This window comes from Pseudomonas sp. LBUM1661 (assembly GCF_059695925.1).
The window spans coordinates 5603091-5617618 of the sequence record NZ_CP166794.1; the positions used below are offsets into that span (position 1 = coordinate 5603091).

Genomic DNA, 14528 nt, shown 5'->3' on the forward strand with positions numbered 1-14528 from the left:
GGTCCCGCCGCGCATGGATAAGACCTACCAGCCGCACGCCATTGAAACTTCCTGGTACAACACCTGGGAGTCAGAGAATTACTTCGCCCCGCAAGGCGCGGGCGAGTCCTACACCATCATGATCCCGCCGCCGAACGTCACCGGCAGCCTGCACATGGGGCACGGCTTCAACAACGCGATCATGGACGCCCTGATCCGTTTCCGCCGCATGCAGGGTCGCAACACCCTGTGGCAGCCGGGCACCGACCACGCCGGTATCGCCACGCAAATGCTGGTGGAACGCCAACTCGAAGCCCAGGGCCAGAGTCGTCATGACTTGGGTCGCGAGAAATTCCTCGAGAAAGTCTGGGAATGGAAGGATCAGTCCGGCGGCAACATCAGCCGTCAGATCCGCCGCCTCGGCTCGTCTGTCGACTGGAGCCGCGAGCGCTTCACCATGGACGACGGTCTCTCGGAAGCCGTTAAAGAGGCGTTCGTGCGCCTGCACGAAGACGGCCTGATCTATCGCGGCAAGCGCCTGGTCAACTGGGACACCAAGTTGCACACGGCGATTTCCGACCTCGAAGTGGAAAACCACGACGAGAAAGGTTTCCTGTGGAACCTCAAGTACCCGCTGGCTGACGGCGTGAAAACCGCTGAAGGCAACGATTTCCTGATCGTCGCGACCACTCGCCCGGAAACCATGCTCGGCGACGCCGCCGTCGCGGTTAACCCTAACGATGAACGCTACAAAGCCCTGATCGGCAAATTTGTCGAGCTGCCGCTGGTCGGCCGCCGTATCCCGATCATCGCCGACGATTACTGCGACCCTGAATTCGGCACCGGCTGCGTGAAAATCACCCCGGCCCACGATTTCAACGACTACGAAGTCGGCAAGCGCCACAACCTGCCGCTGCTGAACATCTTCGACAAGAACGCCGCCGTACTGCCGGCCTGCCAGGTGTTCAACCTCGACGGCACGCTGAACGAAAGCATCGACGGCAAGATCCCGGCCGAATACGCCGGTCTGGACCGCTTCGAAGCGCGCAAGCAGATCGTCGCGGCATTCGATGCTGCCGGTCTGTTGGTCAGCGTCAACGATCACGCCCTGAAAGTACCGAAAGGCGACCGTTCCGGCACGATCATCGAGCCGTGGCTGACCGACCAGTGGTACGTGTCCACCAAGCCGTTGGCCGAACCTGCCATCGCCGCCGTTGAAGACGGTCGCATCGCGTTCGTGCCGAAACAGTACGAAAACATGTACTTCTCGTGGATGCGCGACATCCAGGATTGGTGCATCAGCCGTCAGCTGTGGTGGGGCCACCGGATTCCGGCCTGGTACGACGAGTCGGGCAAAGTCTACGTCGGGCGCGACGAAGCCGAAGTACGTGCCAAGCACAACCTCGGCCCGGACGTTGCGCTGCAACAGGACAACGACGTTCTCGACACCTGGTTCAGTTCGGGCCTGTGGACCTTCTCCACCCTGGGCTGGCCAGAGCAGACCGAATTCCTGAAGAAATTCCACTCCACCGACGTACTGGTGACCGGTTTCGACATCATTTTCTTCTGGGTTGCCCGGATGATCATGCTCACCATGCACTTGGTGAAGAACGAAGACGGCACGCCGCAGGTTCCGTTCAAGACCGTTTATGTGCACGGTCTGGTGCGTGATGGCCAGGGCCAGAAGATGTCCAAGTCCAAGGGCAACGTCCTGGACCCGCTGGACATCATCGACGGTATCGAGCTCGAAGAGCTGGTGCAGAAACGCACCTCCGGCATGATGCAGCCGAAACTGGCGAAGAAGATCGAGAAGCAGACCCGCGACGAGTTCGCCGAGGGCATCGCCAGCTACGGCACCGACGCCCTGCGTTTCACCTTCTGCTCGCTGGCGTCCACCGGTCGCGACATCAAGTTCGACATGGGCCGCGTCGAAGGCTATCGCAACTTCTGCAACAAGATCTGGAACGCGGCGCGCTACGTGCTGGACAAGGGCGAAGACTGCGGCCAGAACGGCGAAGCCTACGAACTGTCCCTGGCCGATCGCTGGATCATCTCGCAGCTGCAACGCACCGAAGCCGAAGTGACCCGTCAACTCGACCAGTTCCGTTTCGACCTGGCCGCACAAGCCTTGTACGAGTTCATCTGGAACCAGTACTGCGACTGGTACCTGGAGCTCTCCAAGCCTGTGCTGTGGGACGAAAATGCACCGATCGAACGTCAGCGCGGCACTCGCCGTACGCTGGTTCGGGTGCTGGAAGTCGCGCTGCGCCTGGCGCACCCGTTCATGCCGTTCATCACCGAAGAAATCTGGCAGCGCATCGCACCGCTGGCCGGTATCGAAGGCAAGACGATCATGCTGCAACCTTGGCCAGTGGCCAATGAAGAGCGCATCGATCAAGGCGCCGAAGACGATATCGAGTGGCTGAAAACACTGATGCTCGGCACGCGTAACATTCGCGCCGAGATGAACATCGGTCCGGGCAAGCCGCTGAACCTGTTCCTGAAAAACGTCAGCGCCGAAGATCAGCGTCGTCTCACCGAGAACGAAGCGCTGCTGAAGAAGCTGGCGCGTCTGGAATCGATCACCGTGTTGGCGGCTGGCGAAGAAGCACCGCTGTCCGCTACCGCGCTGGTCGGCGAGATGGAAGTGCTGGTACCGATGGCCGGCCTGATCGACAAGGACGCCGAACTGGCGCGCCTGGACAAGGAAATCCTGCGTTTGCAGGGCGAAGTTCAGCGCGTGGGCGGCAAGCTGTCCAACGCCGGTTTCGTCGACAAGGCCCCGGCCGAAGTCATCGAGAAGGAACGCGCCAAACTGGCTGAAGCTGAACAGGCTTTGGGCAAGCTGGCCGAGCAACATGCGCGGATTACCAGCCTGTAACGGCAACTCGCAATGAAAAAGGGAGGCCCATGCGGCCTCCCTTTTTTGTGCGCTTCTGTAGGAGCGAGGCTTGCCCGCGAACAACGATGACGCGTTTTGTCTGATAGATCTCGTCGCGGCCTTCGCGGGCAAGCCTCGCTCCTACAGGATCCCCACGCGGCCATCGACTGTGTGACAATACCCGCCACTTTTAGCCATACCCGAATCGACCACGCCCATGAACGCCCCCCGCACACCCCGCCCTGCGCGCAAGAAGCCTGACTCCGCCACCCCGGCCAAAGCCGTGGAACCGCGCGAGAAGGCCAGCCTGCACCCGCGCAATCGCCATCAGGGTCGCTACGACTTCCCGGCGCTGATCAAAACCACGCCGGAACTGGCGAAGTTCGTGATCATCAACCCGTACGGCAAGGAAAGCATCGACTTCGCCAGCCCGGACGCGGTGCGCGTGTTCAACCGGGCGCTGCTCAAATCGTTCTACGGTATCGCCCATTGGGACATTCCCGCCGACTATCTGTGCCCACCGGTCCCGGGCCGTGCCGATTACGTGCACTTCCTGGCCGACCTGCTGGCCAGCGTCAACGACGGCGAGATCCCGCGCGGTGCGCCGGTCAAGGTGCTGGATATCGGCATGGGCGCCAACTGCGTCTATCCGTTGATCGGCTACAGCGACTACCGCTGGCACTTCCTGGGTTCGGAAATCGACCCGACGGCCGTCGCCGCCGCGAAAGCCATCGTGCAGTCCAACGGGTTGAACAAAGCCATCCAGTTGCGCCAGCAAAGCAATCCCAAGCACATTCTGCTGGGCCTGCTCGAGCCCGGCGAACGCTTTGACCTGACCATGTGCAACCCGCCGTTCCATGCCTCGATGGACGAAGCGACCAAGGGCAGCGAGCGCAAATGGCGCGCCCTGGGCCGCGCCGACCCGAAGCGCAAACTGCCGGTGCTGAATTTTGGCGGTCAATCGGCGGAGCTGTGGTGCGAAGGTGGCGAAGCACGCTTTGTGACGCAGTTGATCGCCGAGAGCGCGCACTTTCAGCACAAAGTGCTGTGGTTCAGCACCCTGGTCTCGAAAGCCTCAAACTTGCCAGCAATCCAGACGGCACTGAAAAAGGCCGGCGTACTGGAAAGCCAGGTGGTGGAAATGTCCCAGGGGCAGAAACAAAGCCGCTTCGTCGCCTGGACCTTCCAGACCAAATCCGAGCAGCAGGTGTGGCGCGAGCGCTGGGCGCGTAAAAGCTGAGTAACTGACCGACACAAATCAACTGTGGGAGCGAGCCTGCTCGCGATGGCGGTGCATCAGTCGACATCATCGTTAACTGACACGCAGCCATCGCGAGCAGGCTCGCTCCCACACGGGTTTAGTGGTGTTTGCGAGACCACCGCTGAATCGCAGACACAAAAAAACCGTGCCCGGATTGCTCCGGAGCACGGTTTTTTTTAACAAGTCTTACTTGTTAACAGCGTCGGTCAGGCCTTTGGCCACAACCAGCTTGATAACTTTCTTGGCAGCGATTTCGATGGCAGCGCCAGTCGAAGGGTTACGGCCGGTACGGGCAGGACGCTCAGTCACTTTCAGTTTGCCGATACCTGGCAGAGTGATTTCGCCGCCGTTTTCCAGCTGATCGGCAACGATTTGGCCCAGTTGGTCCAGAGCGTTACGCGCGGTGGTTTTTGGCGCGTCGATAGCTTCAGCGATGTCGGCGATCAGTTGGTCTTTAGTAAGAGCCATGTAGTGTTCCTTCCCTATCAAATTCATATGGATTGCAGAGTGCAGTGTCAGCCATCGAGCCCGATCTTCTGGATCTGGCACCCTCGGCCAATAACCACGGGATCGGGGTTATAGATACCGAAATCAGGGTTTGGTTCGACCTGACAAATGCTGAATGCACGCTTAACGCAGTGACTTCGCGTAAGACGGGGCAAAACTAGCACAGAGACGGGGAAATATCCGCCTCTAGCTACCCATTTGGTCAGCTTTATTGCTCTAAATCGGTAAAAAACTGCATAAGCGCCGGCGGTCGGCTGCGAATTGCCCTTCGCACAGCGCCAAAACCAGTGGTTGCGGTACACTGAGCGCTTTTTCGGGGAGCACGCCCTCCTCTCTTCAACCAGCCGAGAAGCCCATGCCGATCCGTCATTGCATCGTCCACCTGATCGACAAAAAACCCGACGGCACACCTGCAGTTCTCCATGCCCGCGACTCTGAACTTGCCGAGTCCAGCGCCATCGAGAACATGCTTGCCGACCTCAACGAAAGCTACAACGCCAAACAAGGCAAGGCCTGGGGTTTCTTCCATGCCGAGTCCGGGGCGCACCCGTTCAGCGGCTGGCTGAAGGAATACTTCGAGGGCGGCAAGGATTTCACCGTGTTCAGCCGCGTGGCGGTCGAACACCTGCAAAAGCTGATGGAAGAGTCGAACCTCTCTGTGGGCGGCCACGTGCTGTTTGCGCATTATCAGCAGGGCATGACGGATTACCTGGCCATCGCGCTCCTGCACCACAGTGAAGGCGTTGCAGTGACCGAACAGCTGGACGTGACCCCGTCCCGGCACCTGGACCTGGGCCAGTTGCACCTGGCCGCGCGGATCAACGTTTCCGAGTGGCAGAACAACAAACAGTCAAAGCAGTACATTTCGTTCATCAAAGGCAAGAACGGCAAAAAGGTTTCGGAGTATTTCCGCGACTTCATCGGTTGCCAGGAAGGCGTCGATGGCCCGGGCGAAACCCGCACCTTGCTCAAGGCTTTCAGCGACTTCGTCGAGAGCGAAGACTTGCCGGAAGAATCCGCCCGCGAGAAAACCAAGACCCTGGTCGATTACGCCAGCAGCCAGGCCAAACTCGGCGAACCCATGGGCCTGGAAGAACTCTCGGAACTGATCGACGAAGAACGCCCGAAGGCCTTCTACGATCATATCCGCAACAAGGATTACGGCCTGTCGCCCGAGATCCCGGCGGATAAACGCACCCTGAACCAGTTCCGCCGCTTTACCGGTCGCGCCGAAGGCTTGTCCATCAGCTTCGAAGCGCACCTGCTGGGTTCGAAGATCGAGTACGACGAAGAAGCCGGCACGCTGATCATCAAAGGCCTGCCGACGCAGTTGACCGACCAGCTCAAGCGACGCAACTGATGTTGGCCGGCGTGCTGAAGAAATGCCTGCTGATCCTGCTGGTGGTCGTGGTCTATCAGAATTGGGGCAAGATCGAGCGGGTGCTCAACCCGTCGCAGGTGGTGTCCGAGCAGACTCAAGCCAAAGCCAATGTGGTGCTCTACGCCACCGAATGGTGTGGTTACTGCAAGCTGACCCGGCGCTTTCTCGACCAGAAAGGCATTCCGTACCAGGAATTTGATATCGAGAAAAATGCCGAGGCGCGCAAGGCCTATGAGGCGTTGGGCGGCGGTGGAATCCCGATCATAGATGTGAACGGGACGTTGATCCGCGGGTATGACCCGGACAAAATCCTCGCTGCACTGCGGTAAATGTGGGAGCGGGCTTGCTCGCGAAGAGGCCATAACATTCAGCATAAACGTTGAATGTCAGGCCGCCTTCGCGAGCAAGCCCGCTCCCACATTTTGTGCGTCAGAGGGCTTCGATACGAAACCCGAAGCGCGGAAAGTGCACATGCACCACACCGCCGCGCTCGTCTTCGCGACGCAAAATCAATTCTTCGCTGCCGGCAAATAGCAACTCCCCTGCCACCGGATCGACGCCATAGTCGGTTGCCGCGATTACCACCTGCTGACCTGCCTCGAACCCGTTTGGCTCATCGAACTGCTCATCCGGCAATGCAGCCGGCGTGGCATTGCGCGCAATCTCCAGCGCCTCATCTGTCGTCATCTCGCTGAATGCGCCATGACCGAAGCCCATCACGCGCCCCAACCACGCTGACACTGCCGGATACGCATCAACCAGCGGTGAAGTCACCGGCGTCGCTTTAAGGAACCACAACGGATGGGCCAGGGCGAAGTCGGCAATCGACGGCTCGCCGAACAAGAAGTCGCCCTGCTCGCGCTGAAGCTGTTGTTCCAGTCGCGCCATGATCGTCGGCCATTGGTGCCTGGCCTGCTCGGCTGACAACCGTGTGGCGCTGCCACCGCTGAACAACTTGGCCCGATCGGCGATGAACGCCTTGATCGCTTCCGGCGATAAATGGCCGAAGCGCACGGCGACCGATTCAGGCTGGAACACCAGGCTGACCGCATGCTGGAACACCACCGAATCGGCCCAGGCAGCGAAAGTCGCGGCGATCATTTCCTGACCTTCCGGGAAGAACGCCGGCAAGGCTTTTTGCTGTTCCAGACGACGGGCGATCAGCGAAGTGTCGCAATAGATATCCGCGCCGATCTGCAACACCGGGGTCCTGCGGTAGCCGCCCGTCAGCGCAGTCAGATCAGGCTTTGGCATCACTGGCGAAATCTTCACCGAGCGCCAGGACAGCCCCTTGAAGCCCAGCAGCAAGCGGGCCTTTTCGGCAAAAGGGGACGTCGGGTAATGATGCAGAATCAACTCGGACATGCTCGGCTCCGCCGCACGGATTAGGTATCAGCAGCTTAGCGCGCAATGGGTAAGCAGCCTACCGATCTGCCTGATGGGTACTGATCAATCAGAGTGATGACCTGTAGGCGCTGGCTTGCCAGCGCCTACGTGGGTACGCGTACAAAACTCGCCACCAGGCATTCCTTGGCGCTTTTCCTGAGTTTTTTGATCAGCCGCTCTTGCCGCAGCGCTTCGCTTTTGTCACGGCAGACTTCGGTGTAGACCAGCGCCACTGCTGGGCTGGAAAGAAAGAAGCGCGCGCCTTTGCCACTTTGGTGGGTGGCGAAACGCCGTACGGGATCGTCGCTGATCCCGCAGTAGAGTGAGCCATTGGCCGCGCGAACCAGATAGACGAACCAGGGTTTGCTCACCGGCGGATCGGCGTCGACAGAATTTTCGCTGAGGGTGGTCACGTAACGATCAGGGCTTGAAAGAAAACAAGCCGCGATCTTATCAGCGACTGGCCTGAAATGCCTTCAGGCCCTTCAAGGCTTGAGCGCGAACGGCGTTTCTCACCAGTGGCGTCCAGCCCAACAGCAGCCCTTTAAAACCCAGCGCCTGTCGGGACCACGTCCACAGATCGAAGCTGTCGTGATGCTCGCAAATCTTGCCGTCGCGAAACACGAAGCGGGCCTGAATGTCGTTGACCACGGTGTTGCCGGTCTGGCTGAACAGGTACGTCGCCACCCAATGAGCGCCACCGGTGCGTTCATCGCTGCGCACATTGTCGAACGTCAGGGAAAAATCCTTGGCCCGGGTGGTGAGCATGCGCCACATGTCGCCGGCATCACGGCCGCGCAGTTCGCCGAACGCCGGATCACTGAACACCACGTCATCGGTGTAGCAGGCACTCATGGCCTCGGCATCCAGCCGCTGGAAGGCTTGGTAGAACTGGGTGATCAATGCGTTATGGGCATCACTCATGTGCAGGCTCCCTGGCTGTGCAAAATGGCTTCGTAAGCGTGCCTGCACGATAGTCAACAAATCCACGTAACACTATCGGCATTCGTGGGCCGAATACCGACAGTGCGTGGTTATCAGACCTTTTCGCTTTCTACTTGCACGTACAGCGAACGCCCGGCGCCGAGGCCCGCGATGATTGCACCCAGACCGATCACGCCGAAGATCCAGCCCAATGCGGTCCAGCCGCCGGTCCAGTCATGCACGATGCCGACCGCGAACGGCCCCATGGACGCCAGCGTGTAACCGAAGCCCTGGGCCATGCTCGACAGGTTCGCCGCCACATGCGCGTCCCGTGAACGCAACACGATCAAGGTCAGCGCCAGGCTGAACGTGCCGCCCTGCCCCAGACCGAGCAGGATCGCCCACCCCCACAATCCGTCGATCGGCGCATAGAGGCAACCGAACAAACCACCGAGGGTCAGGGCCATGACGATCACGATCGCCAGGCGCTGATCCTTGCCGCGCGTGGCCAGCCACGGCGCGGCCAGTGAGCTGGCCAGTTGAACAATTACCGAGCCCGACAGCACGAGACCGGCCTGGGTCGGCGTCAGACCACGGCCGATCAGGATCGATGGCAACCAGCCGAACACGATGTACGCCAGGGACGATTGCAGGCCCATGTAAAGCGTCACTTGCCAGGCCAGCGGATCACGCAGCAAACCGCGTACCCGGTAGGCAACATTGTGCGAGCCATGTTGCTGACCGACTTGCGGTAGCCAGAAAATCGCCGCGATCAATGCCGGAACCACCCAAAAGCCGAGGCCCAGTGCCCAGCTCTGGTCGAAATGCTCGCTCAACGGCACGGTCGCGCCGGCCGCCATCGCCGCGCCCAGACACAGGGCCATGGTGTAGACACCGGTCATGGTCCCGGCGTGTTTGGCAAAGTCGCGCTTGACGATGCCCGGCAGCAAAACACCGATGACACCGATGCTGGCGCCGGCCAGCACGCTACCGGCAAACAGACCGATGGTGCCGAACGAACTGCGCAAAATGATCCCGCCGGCCAGGGTCAGAAGAATCCCCAACACCACCCGCTCGGCACCAAAACGACGCGCCAGCACCGGCGCCAACGGTGCAAACAAGCCCAGGCAAAGTACCGGCAAGGTCGTCAGCAAGCCTGCCTGGGCCGCCGACAAACCGAGGGTCTTCGAAACCTCGCTGAGCATCGGCGCCATGCTCGACAGCGCCGGGCGCAGGTTCAGTGCCACCAGAATCAGGCCCAGCAACAACAGCCACGGCCGGCGCAGGAGCGGGTGGCTTTGCTGGACCACTTCGTCATCGGCCTCGGCGTCGATCAGCAACTCTTCGAGCTCTGCCGTGCGCTTGGCGGGTGTCACGTTGCTGTTGTGGCTGGACATGGGGTTCTCGGCTTCAAGGTTCATTGATCAACTGCCTCGACAGGGCTTTGGCCCGTTCCGGGTCGCGTTGCTCGACGGCATCGAGCAGGTCGATATGCAGGTCGAACACTTCCTGGCGTCGGGGCGTGATGTTCAGGGTTTCGCGCAAATGCGCACCGACGACGCTGGAGAAATAGCGGTACAACTCGCTGAGCGTCGGGTTGTGCGCGGCGTCCACCAGACGGCGGTGGAACACCAGGTCGCAGGCGATGTAGCTGTCGAGATCACCGTGGTAGTGACTGCCGCTGACACCCAGCGCTTCGCGCAATGCCACCAGGTCTTCATCGGTGCGGCGCAACGCGGCCAGGCCAATGGCCTCGACTTCCAGAATGTGTCGCGTCTCCCGCGCCTGCTCATGAGAACAGCGGGACAACGCTTTCATGGTGTCCAGCGGATCGATGACCGCCCGCAGATAGCTGCCGTCGCCCTGACGGATCTCGATCAACCCGGAAAACGCCAGGACGCGCATGGCTTCACGCACGGTGTTGCGGCTGATCCCAAGCTCAGCGGATAGCTCGGGCTCGGTGGGCAGGCGCTGGCCGACAGTCCAGATACCTTGCGTGATGCGCAGGCGCAACTGTTCGAGGGCCTGATCGACCAGGGAACGTTTAATTAATGGAGAAATGTCTGACATAGGAATCGCCCTTTCATCCAATCATAGGATGAATTTTCTGACATGTTAGTCAGCTTCATGTAGGACGGCAACCGCCTACGGTCAGAGAGAGGGAAATGGAGCGGGATTTTCGATTAGTCAAAATTACCCTTTAAGGGTAATTTCAGGGATAGGTTCAAGATTCTTATGGAGAAGAACACACCCCATTACAACCTGGCGGTGATCAAGGAGGATGTCAGGCGGCTCGGAAGACACTCCTTCACCAAGACTGCGGAAAAAACCGGTCTGGATCTGGGCTTTAACTTCAGAGAGATGCAAGAGATCGTTTTCGAGTTGCAGAACAGGATGTTGTACAAATCGATGACCACCTATGACGATCATCGAGTCTGGCAGGACGTGTATCACATCAATTCACAAGATCTGGAGATTTACATCAAGGTGACATACCGCCCTGCCGGCGGCCCACCGGTAATCTCCTTCAAGGAGAAAAACCCATGAAAACCCAGCAATGTTTCAGCTGCGGTGCACGTGAGGGAATGAGACATTTCGAGGGACGCGGCGAAACCCTGAGTGTCAAAGGCATGGAGCGCCGAGTAGATGATCTTTCTGGCTGGGAGTGCCAGAAATGCGGTGAAGTCGAATGGGACGCCGATACCGATAGTGCGGAACGTTATGGGGAAGCAGGTGATGCGCTGGTTATTGCTGCCAGGCGAATGATCGGTGCCGAGATGAAGCGTATCCGTCGCAAATTGCACCTTACGCAGAAAGAAACGGTGCAACTGCTGTCAGGCGGCGGGCACAACGCGTTTTCACGGTATGAACGCGGCGAAGTACTTCCGCCGAAAGCGTTAATGCTGCTCATGCGCCTGCTGGATCGTTACCCGCATTTACTCGCCGATGCGAAGGTCCTGGCTGAAGGAGCGGACTTGAGAGGAGCGTTCAAATTTACTGAGCACCAAGAACACAAAACGCTCACCGTGTCCTGACTCCAAAAAACAAACCCGGCACAAGGCCAGGTTCGTTTTACCTATCAGACATCAATGCAGGATTTGGCTCAGGAAGAGCTTCGTCCGCTCATTCTGCGGATTATCAAAGAAGTCGTTCGGCGCAGCCTGTTCGACGATTTCGCCCTTGTCCATGAAGATCACGCGGTTGGCCACGGTACGGGCGAAGCCCATTTCGTGGGTCACGCAGAGCATGGTCATGCCGTCTTCGGCCAGGCCGATCATGGTGTCCAACACCTCTTTCACCATCTCGGGGTCGAGTGCCGAAGTCGGTTCGTCGAACAGCATGATTTTCGGTTTCATGCACAGGGCACGGGCAATCGCCACGCGCTGTTGCTGACCGCCGGACAGTTGCCCCGGGAATTTATGCGCCTGCTCAGGAATGCGTACGCGCTCCAGATAATGCATGGCGATTTCCTCGGCCTTGCGCTTGGGCATCTTGCGTACCCACATTGGCGCCAGGGTGCAGTTCTGCAGGATGGTCAGGTGCGGGAACAGGTTGAAGTGCTGGAACACCATGCCGACTTCACGGCGTACCGATTCGATCTGCTTGAGATCGTTGGTCAGTTCCACGCCGTCGACCACGATGCGACCCTGCTGGTGTTCTTCCAGGCGGTTGAGGCAACGAATGGTGGTGGATTTGCCGGAACCCGACGGGCCGCACAGGACGATTCGCTCGCCTTGCTTGACGTTCAGGTTGATGTCTTTCAACACGTGGAACTGGCCGTACCACTTGTTCACGCCCTGCATCTGAATAATGCCTTCAGGGCTCACAGGCTTTTTGATTGCTTCGCTCATTACAGAACTCCTAACGCTTGTGGCCAGTGTCGAGCTTGCGTTCCAGATGCATGGAATAGCGCGACATACCAAAACAGAAAATCCAGAACACCAGGGCTGCGAACACATAGCCTTCGGTGGCCATGCCCAACCATTTCGGGTCGGCGGCGGCTTGTTTGACGCTGTTGAGCAGGTCGAACAGACCGATGATGATCACCAGGCTCGTATCCTTGAACAGCGCAATGAAGGTGTTGACGATGCCGGGGATGACCAGCTTCAAGGCTTGCGGCAGAATCACCAGGCCCATGCTGCGCCAGTAGCCGAGGCCCATCGCTGCGGCCGCTTCGTACTGACCTTTGGGAATCGCTTGCAGACCGCCTCGCACCACTTCAGCCACATAGGCCGACTGGAACAGGATCACGCCGATCAGTGCTCGCAGCAGTTTGTCGAAGTTCATGCCTTCCGGCAGGAACAACGGCAGCATCACCGAGGACATGAACAGCACCGTGATCAACGGCACGCCGCGCCAGAATTCGATGAAGGTCACGCAGACCACACGAATCGCCGGCATGTTCGAACGGCGGCCCAGTGCCAGGACAATCCCCAGCGGCAACGCCCCGGCAATACCGACGGTAGCGATCACCAGCGTCAGCATCAGGCCGCCCCATTGGCTGGTCGCCACCTCGGTCAGGCCGAAGACGCCGCCATGCAGCAAGCACCAGGCAACAATCGGATACACCACCAGGAAGCTCAGGCCATACACCGCTTTATGGTGAAAGCGCGAGATGAACAACGGTGCCACGCCGATGACCGCCAACCACACAGTCAGATCGACGCGCCAGCGCAGGTCCACTGGGTAGTAGCCGTACATGAACTGGCCGAAGCGCTGCTGGATGAACACCCAGCAGGCGCCTTCCTTGGTGCAGTCAGCCTGGCTGGTGCCGACCCAGTTGGCATCGAGGATCGCCCAACTCAGGATCGGTGGAACCACCAGGTAGATCAGGTAGAACGCGAACAGGGTCAGCAGGGTGTTGAGCCAGCTGGAGAACATGTTCGCGCGCATCCACGCCACGACACCGATGCTGCGGTTCGGGGGTGGCATGTCAGGTTTGAAAGTATGAGTACTCATGCGCTTTTCCTTACCGCTCGATCAGCGCAATGCGCTTGTTGTACCAGTTCATCAGCAGGGAAATGCTGATACTGATCGCCAGGTACACGCTCATGGTGATCGCAATCACCTCGATTGCCTGCCCGGTCTGGTTCAGCACCGTACCGGCAAACAACGAGACCATTTCCGGATAACCGATACCGGCCGCCAGCGAGGAGTTTTTCGCCAGGTTCAGGTATTGGCTGGTCAGCGGCGGGATGATCACGCGCAGGGCTTGCGGGATGATCACCTTGCGCAGGGTCGGGCCGTTACGCAGCCCCAACGAGTGCGCCGCTTCGGTCTGGCCATGGCTGACCGACTTGATACCCGAACGCACGATCTCGGCGATGAACGCCGCGGTGTACACCGTCAGGGCCAGGGTCAGCGCCAGCAGTTCCGGGATCAACACCCAGCCACCGACGAAGTTGAAGCCTTGCAGCTTGGGCATTTCCCAGTGCACGGGCGCACCGAAGATCAACGCGCACAGCGCCGGGATCACCAGGAACAGCGCCAGGCCCACCCAGAATTTGTGGAAGGGAACACCGGTCGCTTCGAAGCGTTTGGTGGCCCAGCGGCTCATCAGCACGATCGCGACAATGGCCACGACGATACTGACCACAAACGGCCAGAAACCGTCCGCCGCCAACGCGGCCGGCATGTTCAGGCCACGGCTGCTGACAAAGAAGGTGTCGCCGAAGTTATGGCTGTTACGCGGTCCCGGCATGGTCAGGAACACCGCGAAGTACCAGAACAGGATTTGCAGCAGCGGCGGAATGTTACGGAAAACCTCCACATACACCGTTGCCAGCTTGGCAATGATCCAGTTCTTCGACAGTCGTGACACACCGACGATGAACCCGAGGATCGTCGCCAGGATCACGCCGATGAAGGTCACCAGCAACGTATTGAGCAGGCCGATGACAAACACCCGGGCATAGCTGTCCGATTCGGTGTAGTCGATCAGGTGTTGAGCGATGCCGAAACCGGCACTGCGCTCCAGAAAGCTGAAGCCGGAGGTAATGCCCCGGTGTTGAAGGTTGGTCTGCGTATTATCGAACAGATACCAGCCCATCGAGACCACCGCCACAATGGTGATGATCTGAAACAGCCACGCACGCACTTTTGGATCGCTGAGACTGAGCCTCTGCTTTGGTGCGCCGATTGAATTTTGCATGAAGTGCCCCGGAAATAATGGAACAGAACATCACCCGGCGGTTGGCCCACCGGGTGAT

15 protein-coding genes are annotated in these 14528 nt (G+C 59.3%); 6 read left to right on the forward strand and 9 right to left on the reverse strand.

Annotated features, from left to right (window positions below; genetic code table 11):
- Nucleotides 1–13: 13 nt before the first annotated feature.
- The gene (locus ACA057_RS25720; RefSeq protein ID WP_497343410.1) at nucleotides 14–2860 is read left to right on the forward strand and encodes a valine--tRNA ligase; all 2847 of its coding nucleotides are present in this window, start codon (nucleotides 14–16) and stop codon (nucleotides 2858–2860) included.
- A gap of 217 nt (nucleotides 2861–3077) precedes the next feature.
- On the forward strand, nucleotides 3078–4100 hold the full coding sequence (gene rlmF / locus ACA057_RS25725) for a 23S rRNA (adenine(1618)-N(6))-methyltransferase RlmF (protein ID WP_007905515.1): 1023 nt from the start codon (nucleotides 3078–3080) through the stop codon (nucleotides 4098–4100).
- 207 nt (nucleotides 4101–4307) lie between these two features.
- Here rlmF and ACA057_RS25730 read toward each other — a convergent pair whose 3' ends face one another.
- Entirely contained in the window at nucleotides 4308–4589 is a 282-nt protein-coding gene (locus ACA057_RS25730) for an HU family DNA-binding protein (RefSeq protein WP_007905514.1), read from the reverse strand.
- Nucleotides 4590–4983: 394 nt separating this feature from the next.
- Here ACA057_RS25730 and yejK point away from each other — a divergent pair, with 394 nt between their 5' ends.
- Both yejK and ACA057_RS25740 read left to right on the forward strand, forming a co-directional pair.
- Nucleotides 4984–5988 (forward strand): nucleoid-associated protein YejK, encoded by a 1005-nt coding sequence (gene yejK / locus ACA057_RS25735; RefSeq protein WP_497343412.1) that lies wholly within the window; start codon nucleotides 4984–4986, stop codon nucleotides 5986–5988.
- Nucleotides 5988–6338 (forward strand): glutaredoxin family protein, encoded by a 351-nt coding sequence (locus ACA057_RS25740; RefSeq protein WP_497343414.1) that lies wholly within the window; start codon nucleotides 5988–5990, stop codon nucleotides 6336–6338. The genes yejK and ACA057_RS25740 overlap by 1 nt, the downstream gene beginning before the upstream one ends.
- 100 nt (nucleotides 6339–6438) lie before the next feature.
- Here ACA057_RS25740 and ACA057_RS25745 read toward each other — a convergent pair whose 3' ends face one another.
- The 5 genes from ACA057_RS25745 to ACA057_RS25765 all read right to left on the reverse strand — a co-directional run bounded on the left by ACA057_RS25745 (nucleotide 6439) and on the right by ACA057_RS25765 (nucleotide 10389).
- Nucleotides 6439–7374 carry a glutathione S-transferase family protein gene (locus tag ACA057_RS25745; RefSeq protein WP_497343416.1) on the reverse strand — a complete coding sequence of 312 codons (936 nt, stop codon included), beginning with the start codon at nucleotides 7372–7374 and terminating at the stop codon, nucleotides 6439–6441.
- Between the two features lie 125 nt (nucleotides 7375–7499).
- Nucleotides 7500–7808, reverse strand: coding sequence for a GIY-YIG nuclease family protein (locus ACA057_RS25750; RefSeq protein WP_497343418.1), 309 nt, complete (start codon nucleotides 7806–7808; stop codon nucleotides 7500–7502).
- Between the two features lie 40 nt (nucleotides 7809–7848).
- Nucleotides 7849–8319 (reverse strand): nuclear transport factor 2 family protein, encoded by a 471-nt coding sequence (locus ACA057_RS25755; RefSeq protein ID WP_497343420.1) that lies wholly within the window; start codon nucleotides 8317–8319, stop codon nucleotides 7849–7851.
- A 113-nt stretch (nucleotides 8320–8432) separates the two neighbouring features.
- Nucleotides 8433–9740: a CynX/NimT family MFS transporter gene (locus ACA057_RS25760; protein ID WP_497343422.1), complete on the reverse strand. Its 1308-nt coding sequence runs from the start codon at nucleotides 9738–9740 to the stop codon at nucleotides 8433–8435.
- Entirely contained in the window at nucleotides 9730–10389 is a 660-nt protein-coding gene (locus tag ACA057_RS25765) for a FadR/GntR family transcriptional regulator (protein ID WP_497343424.1), read from the reverse strand. Before ACA057_RS25765 ends, ACA057_RS25760 begins: the two co-directional genes overlap by 11 nt.
- A 165-nt stretch (nucleotides 10390–10554) precedes the next feature.
- Here ACA057_RS25765 and ACA057_RS25770 point away from each other — a divergent pair, with 165 nt between their 5' ends.
- Together ACA057_RS25770 and ACA057_RS25775 are read left to right on the forward strand one after the other, a co-directional pair.
- Nucleotides 10555–10866 carry a type II toxin-antitoxin system MqsR family toxin gene (locus ACA057_RS25770; RefSeq protein WP_497343426.1) on the forward strand — a complete coding sequence of 104 codons (312 nt, stop codon included), beginning with the start codon at nucleotides 10555–10557 and terminating at the stop codon, nucleotides 10864–10866.
- Entirely contained in the window at nucleotides 10863–11354 is a 492-nt protein-coding gene (locus ACA057_RS25775) for a type II toxin-antitoxin system MqsA family antitoxin (protein WP_497343428.1), read from the forward strand. Before ACA057_RS25770 ends, ACA057_RS25775 begins: the two co-directional genes overlap by 4 nt.
- A gap of 51 nt (nucleotides 11355–11405) precedes the next feature.
- On the opposite strand, the gene ACA057_RS25780 is transcribed toward ACA057_RS25775, so the two are convergent.
- Genes ACA057_RS25780 through ACA057_RS25790 form a run of 3 tightly spaced genes read right to left on the reverse strand, consistent with a single transcriptional unit; the run spans nucleotide 11406 to nucleotide 14470 of the window.
- Nucleotides 11406–12170 (reverse strand): amino acid ABC transporter ATP-binding protein, encoded by a 765-nt coding sequence (locus ACA057_RS25780; RefSeq protein WP_008147575.1) that lies wholly within the window; start codon nucleotides 12168–12170, stop codon nucleotides 11406–11408.
- A 10-nt stretch (nucleotides 12171–12180) separates the two neighbouring features.
- Nucleotides 12181–13278 (reverse strand): amino acid ABC transporter permease, encoded by a 1098-nt coding sequence (locus tag ACA057_RS25785; RefSeq protein ID WP_497343430.1) that lies wholly within the window; start codon nucleotides 13276–13278, stop codon nucleotides 12181–12183.
- Between the two features lie 10 nt (nucleotides 13279–13288).
- The gene (locus ACA057_RS25790) at nucleotides 13289–14470 is read right to left on the reverse strand and encodes an amino acid ABC transporter permease (protein WP_497343432.1); all 1182 of its coding nucleotides are present in this window, start codon (nucleotides 14468–14470) and stop codon (nucleotides 13289–13291) included.
- Between the last annotated feature and the right edge of the window lie 58 nt (nucleotides 14471–14528).